General features: G+C 69.5%; 24 protein-coding genes and 1 pseudogene. 19 read left to right on the top strand and 6 right to left on the bottom strand.

Annotated elements, in window-relative coordinates:
* The 5 genes and pseudogenes from CCN44_RS10125 to CCN44_RS10100 form a co-directional block, all read left to right on the top strand.
* Positions 1–331 (top strand): annotated as a pseudogene (locus tag CCN44_RS10125) (hypothetical protein); the annotation flags it as partial.
* A gap of 267 nt (positions 332–598) precedes the next feature.
* Positions 599–1,189: a hypothetical protein gene (locus tag CCN44_RS10120; RefSeq protein ID WP_143649673.1), complete on the top strand. Its 591-nt coding sequence runs from the start codon at positions 599–601 to the stop codon at positions 1,187–1,189.
* Positions 1,190–1,199: 10 nt separating this feature from the next.
* Complete coding sequence (locus CCN44_RS10115; RefSeq protein WP_086697432.1) at positions 1,200–1,604, top strand: hypothetical protein; 405 nt, start codon at positions 1,200–1,202, stop codon at positions 1,602–1,604.
* 650 nt (positions 1,605–2,254) lie between these two features.
* On the top strand, positions 2,255–2,503 hold the full coding sequence (locus tag CCN44_RS10105; RefSeq protein WP_086697430.1) for a hypothetical protein: 249 nt from the start codon (positions 2,255–2,257) through the stop codon (positions 2,501–2,503).
* 415 nt (positions 2,504–2,918) lie between these two features.
* Complete coding sequence (locus CCN44_RS10100) at positions 2,919–3,404, top strand: hypothetical protein (protein WP_086697429.1); 486 nt, start codon at positions 2,919–2,921, stop codon at positions 3,402–3,404.
* Positions 3,405–3,455: 51 nt separating this feature from the next.
* Here the strand turns inward: CCN44_RS10100 and CCN44_RS10095 are convergent, their stop codons facing one another.
* The 5 genes from CCN44_RS10095 to CCN44_RS10080 are packed head-to-tail and all read right to left on the bottom strand — an operon-like array spanning position 3,456 to position 4,513.
* A complete protein-coding gene (locus CCN44_RS10095) occupies positions 3,456–3,722 on the bottom strand; it encodes a hypothetical protein (RefSeq protein WP_086697428.1) in 267 nt (88 codons plus the stop codon).
* A complete protein-coding gene (locus tag CCN44_RS44345) occupies positions 3,719–3,868 on the bottom strand; it encodes a hypothetical protein (RefSeq protein WP_158103083.1) in 150 nt (49 codons plus the stop codon). The genes CCN44_RS10095 and CCN44_RS44345 overlap by 4 nt, the downstream gene beginning before the upstream one ends.
* Entirely contained in the window at positions 3,865–4,095 is a 231-nt protein-coding gene (locus CCN44_RS10090; RefSeq protein WP_086697427.1) for a hypothetical protein, read from the bottom strand. The genes CCN44_RS44345 and CCN44_RS10090 overlap by 4 nt, the downstream gene beginning before the upstream one ends.
* Entirely contained in the window at positions 4,092–4,289 is a 198-nt protein-coding gene (locus CCN44_RS10085) for a hypothetical protein (protein ID WP_086697426.1), read from the bottom strand. Before CCN44_RS10085 ends, CCN44_RS10090 begins: the two co-directional genes overlap by 4 nt.
* Positions 4,286–4,513 carry a hypothetical protein gene (locus CCN44_RS10080; RefSeq protein ID WP_086697425.1) on the bottom strand — a complete coding sequence of 76 codons (228 nt, stop codon included), beginning with the start codon at positions 4,511–4,513 and terminating at the stop codon, positions 4,286–4,288. The genes CCN44_RS10085 and CCN44_RS10080 overlap by 4 nt, the downstream gene beginning before the upstream one ends.
* A 107-nt stretch (positions 4,514–4,620) precedes the next feature.
* On the opposite strand from CCN44_RS10080, the gene CCN44_RS10075 reads away from it, so the two are divergent.
* From CCN44_RS10075 to CCN44_RS44335, 12 genes are all read left to right on the top strand, one after another.
* Positions 4,621–4,959, top strand: coding sequence for a hypothetical protein (locus tag CCN44_RS10075; protein WP_086697424.1), 339 nt, complete (start codon positions 4,621–4,623; stop codon positions 4,957–4,959).
* Between the two features lie 37 nt (positions 4,960–4,996).
* Entirely contained in the window at positions 4,997–5,173 is a 177-nt protein-coding gene (locus tag CCN44_RS44340; protein WP_158103082.1) for a hypothetical protein, read from the top strand.
* 97 nt (positions 5,174–5,270) lie between these two features.
* Complete coding sequence (locus tag CCN44_RS10070; RefSeq protein WP_086697423.1) at positions 5,271–5,552, top strand: hypothetical protein; 282 nt, start codon at positions 5,271–5,273, stop codon at positions 5,550–5,552.
* Between the two features lie 40 nt (positions 5,553–5,592).
* Positions 5,593–5,781, top strand: a complete 189-nt coding sequence (locus CCN44_RS10065; protein ID WP_086697422.1) for a hypothetical protein — start codon at positions 5,593–5,595, stop codon at positions 5,779–5,781.
* A 149-nt stretch (positions 5,782–5,930) separates the two neighbouring features.
* Positions 5,931–6,452, top strand: a complete 522-nt coding sequence (locus tag CCN44_RS10060; RefSeq protein WP_086697421.1) for a hypothetical protein — start codon at positions 5,931–5,933, stop codon at positions 6,450–6,452.
* Positions 6,449–7,762: a phage terminase large subunit gene (locus tag CCN44_RS10055; RefSeq protein ID WP_086697420.1), complete on the top strand. Its 1,314-nt coding sequence runs from the start codon at positions 6,449–6,451 to the stop codon at positions 7,760–7,762. The genes CCN44_RS10060 and CCN44_RS10055 overlap by 4 nt, the downstream gene beginning before the upstream one ends.
* Entirely contained in the window at positions 7,762–7,962 is a 201-nt protein-coding gene (locus tag CCN44_RS10050) for a hypothetical protein (RefSeq protein WP_143649671.1), read from the top strand. The genes CCN44_RS10055 and CCN44_RS10050 overlap by 1 nt, the downstream gene beginning before the upstream one ends.
* Positions 7,963–7,999: 37 nt before the next feature.
* Positions 8,000–8,188, top strand: a complete 189-nt coding sequence (locus CCN44_RS43970; protein WP_143649669.1) for a hypothetical protein — start codon at positions 8,000–8,002, stop codon at positions 8,186–8,188.
* A gap of 13 nt (positions 8,189–8,201) precedes the next feature.
* The gene (locus CCN44_RS10045; RefSeq protein ID WP_086697418.1) at positions 8,202–9,692 is read left to right on the top strand and encodes a phage portal protein; all 1,491 of its coding nucleotides are present in this window, start codon (positions 8,202–8,204) and stop codon (positions 9,690–9,692) included.
* Complete coding sequence (locus CCN44_RS10040) at positions 9,689–10,741, top strand: head maturation protease, ClpP-related (RefSeq protein ID WP_086697417.1); 1,053 nt, start codon at positions 9,689–9,691, stop codon at positions 10,739–10,741. Before CCN44_RS10045 ends, CCN44_RS10040 begins: the two co-directional genes overlap by 4 nt.
* Before the next feature lie 12 nt (positions 10,742–10,753).
* Positions 10,754–12,106 (top strand): phage major capsid protein, encoded by a 1,353-nt coding sequence (locus CCN44_RS10035; protein ID WP_086697416.1) that lies wholly within the window; start codon positions 10,754–10,756, stop codon positions 12,104–12,106.
* Positions 12,107–12,136: 30 nt separating this feature from the next.
* Positions 12,137–12,652: a hypothetical protein gene (locus CCN44_RS44335; RefSeq protein ID WP_158103081.1), complete on the top strand. Its 516-nt coding sequence runs from the start codon at positions 12,137–12,139 to the stop codon at positions 12,650–12,652.
* A gap of 76 nt (positions 12,653–12,728) precedes the next feature.
* Here CCN44_RS44335 and CCN44_RS43965 read toward each other — a convergent pair whose 3' ends face one another.
* Positions 12,729–13,106: a hypothetical protein gene (locus CCN44_RS43965; RefSeq protein ID WP_143649667.1), complete on the bottom strand. Its 378-nt coding sequence runs from the start codon at positions 13,104–13,106 to the stop codon at positions 12,729–12,731.
* Here CCN44_RS43965 and CCN44_RS10020 point away from each other — a divergent pair.
* Both CCN44_RS10020 and CCN44_RS10015 read left to right on the top strand, forming a co-directional pair.
* Complete coding sequence (locus CCN44_RS10020; protein ID WP_086697413.1) at positions 13,105–13,893, top strand: hypothetical protein; 789 nt, start codon at positions 13,105–13,107, stop codon at positions 13,891–13,893. The genes CCN44_RS43965 and CCN44_RS10020 overlap by 2 nt on opposite strands.
* Positions 13,890–15,272, top strand: a complete 1,383-nt coding sequence (locus tag CCN44_RS10015) for a hypothetical protein (RefSeq protein ID WP_086697412.1) — start codon at positions 13,890–13,892, stop codon at positions 15,270–15,272. Before CCN44_RS10020 ends, CCN44_RS10015 begins: the two co-directional genes overlap by 4 nt.

Raw genomic sequence — 15,272 nt, 5'->3', positions numbered from 1 at the left:
CGCCCCGCAGCCCGTGACGGACACCGACACGCAGGTCAACACCCACGCCGACACGATGACCGGCACGGCCGACACGCCCCCGGTACACCCCGTCACGCTCGCCGACCTCGCCGCCGTCGCAAGCGTCCCGACCCCCGTGCCGGGCGAGCCCCTCACCGACGAGCAACTCGACGTCGTCCTGCGCTACCTGCGCTACACCGACGACCCGCCCCGCTCCTACCGACAGGCCCGCAGCGACTTCCGCGACCGTGGGTTCGTCGGAAGCGAGGAGCGCGTCCGCCGTGTGTGGGCCGACCTGCTGACGAATGAAGAGACGCCCGTCAGCGAGTGACCAGCGTCCGGCACCACCAGTGAAGGCCAGCACCATCTGGGTCTGGCCCTTGCTGCGACTGCCGGACGCAGTCACCCCAGGGACGGCGAGTGACCGGCGAGCAGACCTCGTGCAGACCCGGCGAGCAGACCCGACCTGCTTCATCCGACCCGTGAGGACCGTCGTATGTCCAGCCAAGGCGCAGACGAGCGCCACATCCGTGCCCTCCTCGTCCGTATGGGCGTCGGACCGGACGCCGCACCGCCGAGTGCACTGGTCACTAAGCCAGTGCCGGCGTCTGCGGGCGACCCGTCCGATGCGTGGTGGGACGAGCTGTACGCCGACGAGGAACAACCCAGCCCTGAGGTGGAACGGCGGCCCGCGCCGCGCCTGCCGAACTGGTGGGAGAATAAGCCCGATCACCTGCCCAAACAGGACAGCGAACAGGCGACGAACCCCCAGGCGAACACGGCACCCACCAGCTCGAACACCACGCCGCAGCCCCCCGCCCTGGCCCCCGCGCAGCAGCCGCAACACAGCCCTGCACCTCCCGGCACGGCCGGGCGCCGACACCCCCAGCAATCCCTCCTTGACGCCTGGGCCGGCATCAGCCCTCGGCTGCGCTGGCTCGTCTACCACGGCACCGCCGCAGCGTTCGGCTGGGGCCTCGGCATCACCGGTTGGGCCACCAGCGTGACCGCGTGGATCGCCGCCGACCGCTGGGTGAACCCGCAGTCCATCACCTGCTACGCCCTCGGTCTTGGTGCGGTCGCCTTGTACCGGCGCACCCGCGGCTGGTGGTGGCCCATCGCCTGGCTGGCCGCGGTCCCCGCCTCCTCCATCGCCCTCGGCGTACTGCTGTACGCCCCGAACTCGTAAGGAACCCCCTGTGAGCAGCGTGTTCGGCAACCTCGGCATCGTCGGGCTCGCCGTCGTCATGACCGTCCTCCTCCTCGTCGGCATCAAAGGCGGCGGCAAGGTCAAACCCCTCGGCTGGTGGCCCTGCCTGATCGGCGGCATGCTCGCCGGCTCCGCCTACGCCGCGGCCGGAGGGGTCTTCAAGATGGTCCCCGACCTGGTCGGCAGCCTCCTCAAGGCCGCCCAGGGCGTCATGCCCGGCATCACGATGCCTGCGATCGCCCTCACCCTGGCGATCATCATCCTGTTCAAGAAGCTCACCACTAAGCAGGTCGCGATCCTCGGCATCGTGTTCTGGTACGCAGCGTCTGGTGCTGGTGGCTTGTGGGGCACCCTGTCGCAGACCATCGCCAACATCGGGCAGCAGGTGTCCTGATGATCCGCCCTGTCGCTGACCGCGTCCGCGCCGTGCTGGCCCTGCTCGGGCCAGTCGGTGCGGGCTCGCACGTGCTCCTGCTGCGGCTCGTTGGCCGATTCGGTTGGAAGCCGGTAGCCGTCGGCGGGCTGGCCGTCGTGTACGTTGCGGCCCGCTACCGATCCTGGGTGATCTGGCTGGTCATCGGCTGGTGCGCGGCAGCCCTTCTACACGCCCCGAAGGCGGGCTCCGAATCGGCCGATCAGGCAGAGGAGGACCCGCCGGCTGAGCCTCCCGAGGATCCCCTCCCGGGCATCCTCCAGGCCCTCATCGGCGATGCCCCCGGTGTGCACCTGAAGACCGTCGTCCACCACCTTCACCAAGAGGGCCTCGACACCACCTGCACGACCGCCGACGTGACCGCCGCTCTCGACCGCCGCCAGATCCCCGTCCGGGCTTCTGTCCGAGATGCTGCTGGGAGGGTCAACCGAGGGGTGCACCGGGACGATCTGCAAGCATGGTTGGAGGCCCGCTCCCCGACCGCTCTCGCGCCCCTCTCAAAGGCGCGTAGCAACCCCGCTACTACGGCCGTGACCTGCGATGTAGCAGACGCTGCTACAGACGTAGCTACGCCTCCTACACTCCCCAACTGACCCACCCAGGAGGCCGTGATGCCGTACGAGTACCAGTGCCAGCAGTGCAAGGCGAGATCCCCCGAGCGGCATGACCGCCGTACCGACGCCGAGCTGGAGCAGGAGGAGCACCGGGCTTCGGAGCACGGGGGGCTGGCGCCGGCGGCAGGGGACGGCGTGCGGCAGGTGCACGATGCGGCGCGCGGTGACGGGTGCCTGCCGTCGGGATCGTTCCTGTTCGTGCTGTTCTTGATCGTGGCGCTCGTATCGAACTGCTGGGGGCGGTGAGTTGACAGCCCTGCGACACTGGTCGTGCACCTGTTGGTGAGGGCCACGGTTGCGCCCCCTGTGAGACCCCGCCGTTCCCCCGTCGGCGGGGTCTACTGCTGCCCGGGCTCCGGTTCGCGATCGGCCGGCGGGGTGGCGACGGCGCGGGCGAGCCACCCGTTACCGAGGCTGTCGGTGGGTAGTGTGGCTGGCCGTGCGCCGAGCCGTTCGCACAGCTCTGTGAGGGCCCGCATGCATTCGTCGCGGGTGTCGGCCTGGACTCCGTACCTGATCGCCATGAGCAGCAGTGTGCCGTTACCGGAAGGGGGCGGCTACCGGTTCGAGCGGATCAGGGTCACAGAGTGGTGACGATCCCTTCACGTGGTTCACACGCGGGCGGATGATGCGGCGAACGCCACCACCACCCGGGGGGATCATGCGCCGCCGCACCACCGCCACCATCCTGCTCGCCGCCGCGCTCGCGCTGGCCGGCTGCTCCAACTCCAGCAGCGGCGACTCGAAGCCGTTCCGCGCTCCGTCCGTAACGCCGTCGGCGCCCGCGTCGAAGTCGGTCGCGGATCAGATTGCCGCGTGTACGGACGCGATTGTCGCCGGGAAGGATGAGGGAGACGGTGCGCCAGAGTGCGTGGACCTGTCGCCGGACGACTACATGGACGCGTTGCAGGCGGCCAACAAGAAGGGCCGGGACGCGCTGGGGAAGCAGCTGGGTGACGCGTCGGCGCTGGCAGGTGTTTCTCCGGAGTGTCGAACGTGGATCAAGGCGGAGTTGCTGGATAGCACCGAGGAGATCGATGCCACGTCGGGGTACGAGGCGTGCGGCGATCTGTCGGATGCTGAATTGCAAGCGGCGATCGACGCTGTTGAGCAGCAGTTGGCGGCGGAGAGTACGACGGCGCCGTAGTTCGGACGTGCAGCGGCCCCGCACCGGGAATCCGTCCGGGCGGGGCCGTCGTCATGCGGTGGGCTCCAGCTGCTCCCACAGCCACGGGGTGTGCGTGGTGTGGCGTCGCTCCCGGCCGCAGGTCCGGCAGTGCGATGGCCGCCACTTCGCCTGAGGAACGAAGGTGTGCAGCGGCTTCAGCCAGTGGCCCTCGACTTGGAGGTGGTCGCCCCGGTGCTGGCCGCAGCGGTCGCAGATCCAGTAGCCGTCCGATCCGTCGGGGCGGACGGGGCCGGGCCGGAACCAGTGGTCGGTGATCAGCGGCGGGCGGGCGCTCACGTGGGCTCCTCGTCCGGGCGCACCGGGCCCGCGCTCACCGGATGGTTCGCCGCCCACGCGTCGGTGAGTTCCTTCGGCAGGTCGTAGGCCGTGAGGATCGCCTGTCGGACGTGGGCGCGCAGCTCCTGGAACTCCTCGTCGTTCATGCGGTCTTCTCCTCGCTGCTCGCCGGGCGCACGTGCGGGTCGATGAGGTCGGCGAGGTAGTCGCGCGCCATGACTGCTCCCTCCGCGTGCTCTTCGTACCAGTCGAAGTCCACGGCCCGCTGCTGCTCGGCCAGCTCGTGCGCAAAGGCGTTGAGGTTGGCCTCGGCGCGCGCCGTGCTCAGCCCCGTCTGGCGTAGATAGGCGAGCAGCCTGTCCCGTGCGTTCATGCGGGCGTCTCCTCGTCCGGGTGAGCCGGGTCCCCGTAGAAGCCGTCCATCTGAACGTTCAACTCGGCCAGATCCGGGTGCTCGGCCACGTCTTGCGCTACGCCCGCATTGAAGGTGTCGGTGAGCTGCTGCATCGCCTGGGTCGCTTTACGGATGCTGTCGCCGAGTTCGCTGGGGTCGACGCTCTCGCTCATGCGCTTTGCTCCTCGTTCTTGCTGGTGATGCCGGGGCCGCCGATCTGTTCTGGCGCGCGTTCGGGCTGCTTGTTCCCCGGCCAGCGGAGATGCCAGCGAATGTACTCGCGGATCAGCCGGGCGCGGTTTCGGTCGCCGACGGCCTCCCCGAGGGCTTCCCACTCGTCGTCGGGGATGCGGATGGGGCGCATCGGGGTGTGCCGCTCGGTGTTCTGCTTGGCCATGGGGCCATCGTAGGGGTGTATATGCATGAGTTCCACCATAGGGCTTGCCGTGCATATACACCAGGGTCTACAGTGCATATACACGCACCGAACGAGGGGGACCCGAGATGATCGCCGCCAACCGCACCCGCCGCGCCACCCTCAAGGCCCGCGCCCGTACCCACCGCGCCGCCGCCAAGATCCGCCGCCAGGGCGTGGCCACCCTCGCCACCCACTGCATCGCCGCCGGCCTCACCCCCCGCGAAGCCCGCACCGTCGCCGGCAGCCTCCGCAAGAACGCGGAAAAGGCGGGCGTCACCGGCACCCCCTCCGTCAGCTACACCCACGGCCGCGCCCGCCAGTGCACCCGCTACACGCCGGCCGAGGTCGCCCGCATCGCCGTCATCTACCGCCCCCGCAAGCCCGCCTACCGCACCGCCGCCGCCCGCCTCGCCCTCGCCGCCTGACCATCCGCCGCGCGCTACGAACCTCAGGAGAAACCCCGTGATCAACACCCGCGTCTACGGCTACCTCACCGACGACGGCACCCAGACGATCGGCGGCACGATCACCGCCGTGGGTGGCCAGCACGACGACATCAAGGCCATCCAGTGGGACGACGGCATCACGTCCCACGTCGCGGAGCACGACCGCGGCATCACTTGGGACTACGAGGACTGACAGCCCCCTCAGCGGCCCCGCCACCTCACGGCGGGGCCGCCCTCGCCGCTTGACCCCCGCCATACGCTCAACCCACCGCCACCGAAAGGACCACACCGTGAGCGGACACCCCAACCCCACCGAGGTCACGAACGAGACCATCACCTGCGCCGATGAGTCGTTCGACGTGGGATGTAAGGACGGGCAATGCGACTGTCCCTGCGGCATCCCGTGCACGTGCGGAGGCTGCTGCGGCTGCTGCACCGTCTACTGCGGACACGCCTACGACTGCGAGGCAGTCAACCCGACGCCGACGCGCGAGGAGATGTTCGAGTACTTCGACGACATGCTCTCGTCGACCCGGATCGCGGGCTGGGTCCGTCTCGGCACCAGGGCCTGACCCTCGCCGCCTGACCGCCCGACACGACAGGACGAACCCCATGACCGAGCTTCGCATCCCCGCCGACGACTTCCAGGTGGGCGACCTCGTCCACACCGGCAACGGCCAGCCCGTCCGGGTCCGGCGCATCGTTCGTGACAAGGCAGGCCGCCTCCTCGTGAACCCCGGCGACCACGACGAGTTGGACGGCTGGGTGTGGGAGCACGCCACCGTCACCCGCAACACCTGAACGCGAACGAACTGAAGGCCCCGCACACGCCACCGGTGCGGGGCCTTCGTCCTGCGCGCTGCCCCCAGAGCCGCCACCCGGTTGACGCGCATCGTTACCATCAAACCACGCCAACCAGTAACACCGCGACCAAGGGGAGGGGCACCGCCGTGACCGCCAACGACGACACCCCCGACAACTACGAACACCGCGAACGCCCCCGCGACGGCCGAAACCGCTTCGTCCGCAGCATGGACAACGTCCGCCGCGACGCCGAAGCCGCCGCCTACTGGGCCGAACACCGCTGCACCTACCAGGAGATCGCCGACCGCTTCGGCTACTACGACCGCTCCCAGGCCTGGCGCGGCATCCAGGCCGCCAAGAGGGACGTCGCCCTCCCCGCTGTCACCAAGTTGCGTCAGACCGAGGCCGAGCAGCTCGACGCCCTCTACCTGATGGCACTGGAGATCATCGAACGGAACCACGTCGTCGTCTCCCACGGCCGCATCGTCTACGGCGACGACGGCAAACCCCTCCCCGACGACGGCCCCCGCCTCCAAGCCATCCAGACCGCGCTCCGCATCCGCGACCAGTACCAGAACCTCCACGGCCTGAAGCAGCCGGCCAAGGTCGAGCACACGGGCGGCGTGAAGTTCGAGATCGTGGGAGTCGACCCGCAGGATCTCACGTGACGCAGACCGTCGTCCGGTACGAACCGCGCGGCGGAGCGAAGACGTTGATCTCCGCGCGGGACCAGGAGATCTGCATCGCCGGCCCGGCCGGCACCGGCAAGTCCTTGGCGATGCTGCAGAAGGCGTTCTACACCAGCCTCATGGTGCCCGGCTGCCGGTCACTGATCGTCCGCCAGACCCACGCCTCCCTCACCGGCAGCACGCTCGTCACGTTCGAGCAGCAGGTCGCGCCGGCAGCGCTCGCCGAGGGCGTGGTGAAGTGGTTCGGCGGCAGCCCCAGGAAGCCGGCGGCGTACCAGTTCGCGAACGGCGCCGAGATCCTCGTCGGCGGCCTGGACCGTCCGGAGAAGTTCCTGTCGACGGAGTTCTCCCGGATCTACGTGGACGAGGCGACGCAGATCAGCCTGACGGCGCTGGAAACCCTGATCACCCGCCTCCGTGGGAACGCGCCGACGTACCGGCAGATCATCCTCGCGTGCAACCCGGACCACCCGAAGCACTGGATCAGGCAGCGGTGCGACGACGGCACCATGCGGATGATCCACAGCCTGCACCGCGACAACCCCCTCTACGTCAACGCCGACGGCACGCTCACCGAGCGCGGCGTCGACTACATGGCCAAACTCGACGCCCTCACCGGCGTCCGCCGACTCCGCTTCCGGGACGGGATCTGGGCCGCCGCCGAAGGCCTGGTGTACGAGAGCTGGTCCGAACCCGTCCACGTCATCGAGCCGTTCGACGTGCCCGCCGGCTGGACGCGGTGGGTCACGATCGACTTCGGATACACAGCGCCATTCGTCGCTCAACTCTGGGCCGAGGACCCCGACGGCCGGCTCTACCTCATGCGCGAGTGGGTCCGCACCCGCATGCTGGTGGAGGACCACGCCGACGTCATCCGCGACCGGCTCCTCGCCGGCCAGCCGCGCCCGCGCGCGGTCATCACCGACCACGACGCCGAAGACCGCGCCACCCTGGAACGGAAGCTCGGCATGGGTACGCAGGCCGCGCACAAGGGCGTCTCGGACGGCATCCAGGCGTTCTCCGCCCGACTCAAGCAGCAGGGCGACGGACGCGCGCGGCTGTACGTCTTCCGGGACGCCCTGCTGGAACGAGACCCCGAGATGGACACCGCCTCGCTCCCGATCGGCCTCGCTGAGGAAGTCGCCGGCTACGTCTGGGCAGTCAAGCCCGGCAACCAGGTCGGGCTGAAGGAGGAGCCGGTCAAGGCCAACGACCACTCGATGGACGCCGCGCGGTACATGGTCGCCGCGCGGGATCTGCAAGGACGAACGAAGGTGAGGTGGCTGTGATGTGCAGCAACGTTCCGATGGTGCGCGCTGGGGACACATTGATCCTGTGCTTCGAGAAGCCGCAGCGTGATGACGACCTCAAGCGCATTGCCGACGAGGTGATGGCCGTGCTGCCCGGCGTGAAAGTCGCGGTCGTGGAAGGCGTGTCCGGGGTCGCGGTGTACCGGGCCGACGACCAGTCACCCGACGCGAACATGTGAGATTCCTACAATCCGCCACCCGAACAGTGAGGCCGCGATGACCAGTCGAAACGAGCGCTTCCGTAGGTGGATGCCGCTGTGGCGAAAGTTGGCGCCGATTCTGCTTGACACGGCTGGGATCATCCTATTGTCGGGTTCCGCCATGCTGTGGAACCTGATCGCTGGCCTGGCCGCAGCAGGGATCGGCTGCTTCGTCCTGAACTGGCGGTGGTTCGGCACCGAGTGAAACGGGAGGGGCGTTGGCACGGACCCTCCTCGGCGCGCTCCTCAACCGAGCCAGCACCGCAGTACAGACCCCGGTCCCCTTCGCCTCTCGCTCCGCCAGCCACGGCCCCGTATTCGGCAGCAGCCGCACCGCCGAAGGCCAGATGCGCGCGATGTCCGCGGTCGGCACGCTCTTCGCCATCGTGGACCGCACCTCGAATGCCACCGCCCTGGTGGAGTGGAAGCTGTGGCGCAAGGCCAAGTCCGGCCGAAAGGAAGACCGCGTCGAGGTCACCTCCCACGCGGCCCTGGAGCTGTGGCGCAAACCCAACAAGTTCATGCCGCGGCAGGAGTTCGTGGAGACCTTCCAGCAGCACTTCGACCTCACCGGCGAAGCCTGGTGGGTCATCGCCCGCCACCCCGGCGTGAACATCCCGCTGGAGATGTGGCCCGTCCGCCCCGACCGCATCACCCCGGTCCCGGACCCGGAACGCTTCCTCGTCGGGTACATGTACACCAGCCCGGACGGAGAGCAGATACGCCTGGAGCTGGACGAGGTCATCCAGCTGCGCCGGCCGAACCCCATGGATCCGTACCGCGGCCTCAGCCCGGTGCTGTCGATCCTCCCAGACCTGGACACCAGCCGGTACGCCTCCGAGTGGTCCCGCGCGTTCTTCGTCAACAGCGCGCAGCCGGGCGGCATCATCGAGGTCCCGCAGGCCCTGTCCGACGACCAGTTCGATGAGCTGCGGGACCGGTGGAACGAGCAGCACCGCGGCGTCGGGAACGCCCACCGTGTGGCGATCCTGGAGCACGGCAAGTGGGTCGACCGCACCATCAGCCAGCGGGACATGCAGTTCGTGGAGCTGCGCGGCGCTACCGCCGACCGCATCCGCGAGGCCTACGGCATCAGCAAGACGGCCATCGGTGACTTCGAGGACATCAACCGCGCGTCCGCGCTCGCGGCCAAGAGCTGGTTCGCGGAGCAGCAGACCGTGCCCCGCCTGGAGCGGATCAAGTCAGCGCTGAACTTCGAACTGCTGCCCATGTACGGGCCGACCGGCGAGGGCCTGGAGTTCGACTACGAGCCCCCGACCCCGCCGGACCCGGAGATCGAGGCCCAGCAACTCACCGCGCGCGCCAACGCCGCCGCCGCGCTCGTTGCGGCCGGGTTCGACGCGGCAGGCACCTGCTCCGCCGTAGGCCTCCCCGAGATCCCGTTCGTCGGCAGGCCTGGCCCGGTTGCGCCGGCCCCGGCCGATCCGACGGCCGCGTGGGACGACGCCGTGGCCGGCCTGCTGGGTGAGGACATCGAGGCGGCGCAGCGGTGGGTCGTGGTCACGAAGGACGACGACAACCGGTGCGAGCCGTGCGCGGAGCAGGACGGCCGGACGTACCGCAACCGGGCGCAGGCCTACCGGGACTACCCGGGCGGCTCCGGCTATGTGCACTGCGAGGGCGCGGAGTTCGGCAACGAGTGCAGGTGCCGCGTAGTGAAGCGTGGCCGGAAGGGAGAGGGCGAATGATCACTGTGCCCGCCAAGCTGGCCGCACTCCAGGCGCGCCAGCGCGAGCAGGCCGACCGCGAGCGTGCACGCCTCGGTGTTGAGGCCCGCTCGTGGTACCGGATCAGCAACGCGGCGTCGGCGGACGAGGCCGAGGTCATGCTGTACGACGAGGTCGGCGGTTGGCTCGGCGCCACGGCGGACGAGTTCATCAACGACCTGCGGGGCATCACCGCGCCGAACATCCTCCTCAGGGTCAACAGCCCTGGCGGCCAGGTCTATGAGGGCATTGCGATCGCCAACGCGCTCCGCTCCCACCCCGCTCAGGTCACCGTGCAGGTCGACGGGATCGCCGCGTCCATCGCCAGCGTCATCGCAATGGCTGGTGACCGGGTCCGGATGATGCCGAACGCGATGCTGATGCTGCACGATGCCAGTGGCCTGACGTTCGGGAACGCTGCCGACCACCGCGAGACAGCCGAACTTCTCGACAAGATCAGTGGGAACATCGCGGACGCTTACGCGGCCCGCGCTGGCGGCACCCGCGACGAGTGGCGTCAGGTCATGGTGCAGGAGACCTGGTACACGGCTGAGGAGGCCGTCGCGGCCGGTCTCGCGGACGAGGTCGTACCGACACCCAAGCGGGGCGACGGTGAGCCCGAAATGAGGCAGCAGTTCGACCTCGCTGCCTACGGCTACCACGGCCCCCGCCCGACCGAGCCGAAGGCCGAGGCTGAGCAGCAGACGACGCTGACCATCAACATCGGCGCCACCCTCGACGAGGACTTCGTAGAGCAGCTGCGCGCCATGGTCCGCAAGGCCAGCAAGCCCGGGCCCGTTGAGGACACGACGCCGGTCGAGCCGGTCGCCACCGTCGAGCACCGGGGAGAGCCCGGCCCCGAACTGGTGGCGCTCACCGAGCCGGAGCCCGAGGCCCCCGCCGTCGACCCCGTAGACGAGTGGGCGGCACTCACCGCTCACCTCATCCAGGACGAGCCCGACGCGTGGTCGGTGCTGGTCTCCAACCTCACCACCACCACGGCGTCGTCCAGCGCGGCGACGGAAGCCTAGAAGGAGGCACCTGTGGCAACCCCCACCATCCCGCGCAACGCCGACGAACTGGCGGAGATGCTCGCGGACCCCAAGCAGGTCAAGGACGTCGTCTCGTCCCCCGAGGATCTGAAGAACTTCATCACCGCCTACGCGAACCGGGCGCAGGGTGAGGGCACCGACCTCCAGCGCCTCGTGGACGAGGGCGTTCAGAAGGGCATGGCCGACTTCCTCAAGGAGAACGGCCAGGACATCAAGCGCCCCGACATGGCCGCGAAGAAGCCCGACCCCTACGCGGCGGTCGACGCCTCGCTCCAGGGCCGCGGCCTGTTCAACCAGGCCGCCGAGGGCTCCAAGCTCGACGGCCTGTACAACTCCACCGGCGAGCTGTTCCGCAGCATCGCCCGCCGCAACGAGCTGAACGCCGAGGACGCGGGCAAGCTCGCCTCGCTGAAGAACTACTCCAGCGACATCCCGTCCGACGGCGGTTACCTCATCCCGGAGACGCTGCGCTCCGAGCTGCTGCGCGTCTCGCTGGAGACCTCCGTGGTCCGGCCGCGCGCCCGCGTCATCCCGATGGAGACGCTCCGGGTGCCGTTCCCGGCGATCGACTCCACCACCAACGTCAACAGCGTGTACGGCGGCATCGTCGGCTACTGGACCGAGGAGTCCGGCCAGCTCACCGAGTCGCAGGCCCGGTTCTCCCGCATCGTCCTGGAGGCCCGCAAGCTCACCGGCTTCGCCAAGGTCCCCAGCGAGCTGATGCAGGACAGCCTCGTGTCCTTCGACGCGTTCATCGGCCAGATGTTCCCCGAGGCCCTCAGCTTCTTCGAGGACACCGCGTTCCTCACCGGCGACGGCGTCGGTAAGCCCCTCGGCGTCCTCAACGGCAACGCCGCGATCTCCGTGACCCGCACCACCTCGTCGCAGATCCAGTTCGCCGACGTCGTCAACATGTACGCGCGGATGCTCCCGCAGTCCCTGTCCCGCGCCGTGTGGCTGGCGTCCCCGTCCGCGATCCCGCAGCTCGCCCAGCTCGCCATGACCCGCGGCACCGACGGCATCGCCTCCCCGCCGCTGTGGCTGTCCGGCGGCCAGGCCATCGACAACCTGCCGATGAACATCCTCGGCCGCCCCGTCGTCATCACCGAGAAGGTCCCCGCGCTCGGCTCCGCGGGCGACCTGTCCCTGGTGGACTTCGGGTTCTACCTCATCGGTGACCGGCAGGCCATGCAGGCCCGCCAGTCCGAGGAGCGGTACTTCGAGACCGACGAGATCGCCTTCCGGATCATCGAGCGCGTCGACGGCCGCCCCTGGCTCCAGTCCGCGATCACCCCCGCCAACGGCGGCTCCACCCTGTCCCCGATCGTCAAGCTCGCCGCCTGACCCGGGCGCGTAGGAAAGGAACGCACAGCCATGGCAATGGAAGCACTCGGGCGGCTCGTTGACGTCTGCGTCGGCGCGGCCCCCGTCGACCTCTCCACCGCGGCCGTCACCGGCAAGCGCGTCGCCCTCAAGGGCTCGGGCGGTCTCACGATCGTCGTGTTCAAGGGCGCCGGCACCGCGGGTGACGACCCGACGTTCACGCTGAAGCAGCACACCGCGAACACCGGTGGGACCACGTCGAACCTGGCGGTCATCGACCACTACTACCTCAAGTCCGCGACCACGCTCGCGGGCACCGAGACCTGGTCCAAGGTCACCCAGACCGCGGCGGCCACGATCGCCGACCCCGGCGGCGCCGGCACCAGCGCGGAGTCCCAGCAGATCATCGTGATCGAGGTCGACGCGGCGCAGCTGTCCGACGGCTACACGCACGTCTCCCTGGACTGCGCGGACGTCGGTACGAACGCGCAGCTCGGCGCGATCCTCTACCTCCGCCGTGACCTGCTGGTGGAGCGGGCGCCGGCCGCGCTGGCGGCGTCGCTGTGAGTTTGCGGGTCTGCCTGGACTGCACGACGGCTTTCGCGGTGGGGGTGCAGCGGTGCCCCCACTGCGGGTCGGAGCGTCATGCCGAGCAGGGCTCGGCTGCGGCGCTCGGTATCCAGGCCAGCGTGCCCGTTGAAGTGGAGGACAGCATGCCGAAGATCACCCGCCACGGCGGGGCCAGCGTCGCCGGAGAGGCGGCCGAGGTGGAGGGCGGTGAGGACGTATCAGCTGGCGCCAGTACCTCGACATCGTCCGAGACGCCGTCGAAGAAGCCCGAGCCGAGCGAGAAGCCGGACCGATCGCCTGCCCGAACGACGGGGAACCGCTCCGGGAAGGCGCGGACGGCCAAGGGCTCTACTGCCCGTACGACGGATGGCGGCCCGGCGGCCGGCACGTCGGCGACCGGCTCTGCTGACCAGTAGTCCAGTACGACACCGAGGGAGGAGGAGAACAGCATGACCGCGACTGGCTACGTGTCCACCACCGGTGACAGCCGCAAGGTGTCCAAGACCGGCGACACCATGACTGGTGAGCTGACGCTGCCCGACTCCTCCCCGGATCAGGCCCTGAACGCGGCCTCGAAGGGCTACGTCGACACCGTGGCCGCGACGAAGGCCGCTGTCACGCACGCCTCGACGCACGCGGCTGCTGGGAGCGACCCGGTGACGCTCGCCCAGTCGCAGGTGACCGGGCTCACCGCGGCGCTCGCCGCGAAGGTCGCCGGACCCGGCACGTCCACGGACAACGCGGTCGCCCGGTTCGACGGCACCACGGGCCTGGTCATCCAGAACAGCACGGTCACCATCGGCGACGACGGCTCCGTCACCATCACCGGCAACCTGACCGACGCCGGCGACCTGCTGGTCCGGAACAGTCACACCGCCCCGACGAAGGCGTACCGGTTCCGGTCCTCGGGCGGGAACTTGGACACGGAGGCTGGCGGCTCGGACTGGTACTGGTCGACGTTCCCGAACGCGGACTTCTCCGGTACGCAGAACACCTACATGAGGTGGGAAGCGGGCGCGGCGATCATGCACATCGTGGCCGAGGCCCAGTTCAAGGCGGGCCCCTTCGGCGCGCGCGTCCACAGCATCGACGGCGCAGGGAACAAGCTCGGCTTCCACGGCGCCGCGCCGATCGCGAAGCAGACCGTCAGCGGATCACGGGGCGGTAACGCCGCACTCGCTTCACTCCTGACCGCACTGGCCAACCTCGGCCTGATCACGGACGGGAGCACCGCATGACCACCGTGATCGCAGGCCAGCAGGTGACACTGCTCGCCCAGTTCTACGACTTCCAGGGCGGCACCCTCACCGACCTCGACACCACGCCCACGATCACCATCACCTCGGTAGCCACCGGCAGCACCGCGCTCGCCGCCACCACCAGCGGCGTCACCCACCCCGCCACCGGCAGCTACGGCTACGCCTGGACCCCCACCTCCTCACTCGCCGCCGGCCTGTACCTCGCCACCTGGACCGGCCTGAAGTCCGGCTCTGCGGTGACGGCAACGGAGACCATCACGGTCACCGCGCCCGCCACCGCGAGCGCCACCAACACCAGCCCGGACGGCGTCTGGTACGCCACCCGGGAGGAGGTCAAAGCCGAGCTGGACGTCAAGGAGACCTCCCGCAGCAACCAGCGAATCGACCGTGCCCTCGAAGACGCCAGCAGGCGCGTCGAAGGGCTCATGCACCGCCGGTTCTACCCGGTCCAGGCCACTAGGTACTTCGACTGGCCGGCACGCCCGGGTGCCTACACGCCGTGGGTGCTGCGGTTGGACGACAACGAGCTGATCTCCGTCACCACGCTCGCGTCGGGCGGGACGGTCATCTCCAGCAGCGACTACAACCTCGAACCGAACCGGAGTGGGCCCCCGTTCTCGCGGGTCGAGATCAAGCTGTCCTCGTCTGCTGCATACGGCGGTGGGGACACCTACCAGCGGGACGTGCAGATCACCGGCCTGTGGGGCTACCGCAACACCGAGACCACCGCGGGCACGCTCGCCGAAGCCCTCGACGCCACGGAGACGGGCGTGGACGTGGACGCGGCCACCTCGGCGGCCGTGGGCGTCGGCAGCGTCCTCCGCATCGACTCCGAGCGGATGCTCGTCACCGGCAGGTCGCAGCTGTCGACCGGGCAAACCCTCGGCGGCGCCGGCCTCACCAACATCAACAACAGCGTCACCGTGGCGGTCCAGTCCGGCACGGCATTCGCGGCCGGCGAGGTCATCCTCATCGACGCCGAACGCATGCTGGTTGAGGACGTCGTCGGTAACAACCTCATCGTCCGCCGCGCCTGGGACGGCTCCACGATCGCCGCGCACACCGCCGGCGCCACCATCTACGCCCCCCGCACGCTGACCGTGACCCGCGGCGCGCTCGGCACCAGCGTCGACCCCCACGCCACCGGCAGCACCGTGCACCTGTGGACGCCCCCCGGTCCGATCCGGCAGCTCACCATTGCCGAGGCGCTGACAGACCTGCTGCAGGGCCGCTCGGGGTACGCGCGGACGGCCGGATCTGGGGAGAGCGAGCGGGAGATGTCGGGCCGCGGGCTGAAGGATCTCCGGGCTGCCGTGTACGCCGAGTGTGGCCGTAAGGCCCGGATGCGGAGCGTGTGA

The sequence above is a fragment of the Streptomyces tricolor genome, assembly GCF_002155905.1.
Taxonomy (GTDB): Bacteria; Actinomycetota; Actinomycetes; order Streptomycetales; family Streptomycetaceae; genus Streptomyces; species Streptomyces tricolor.
The sequence above is the reverse complement of the archived record's forward strand: the minus strand, read 5'-3'. Positions and strand labels throughout refer to the sequence as shown.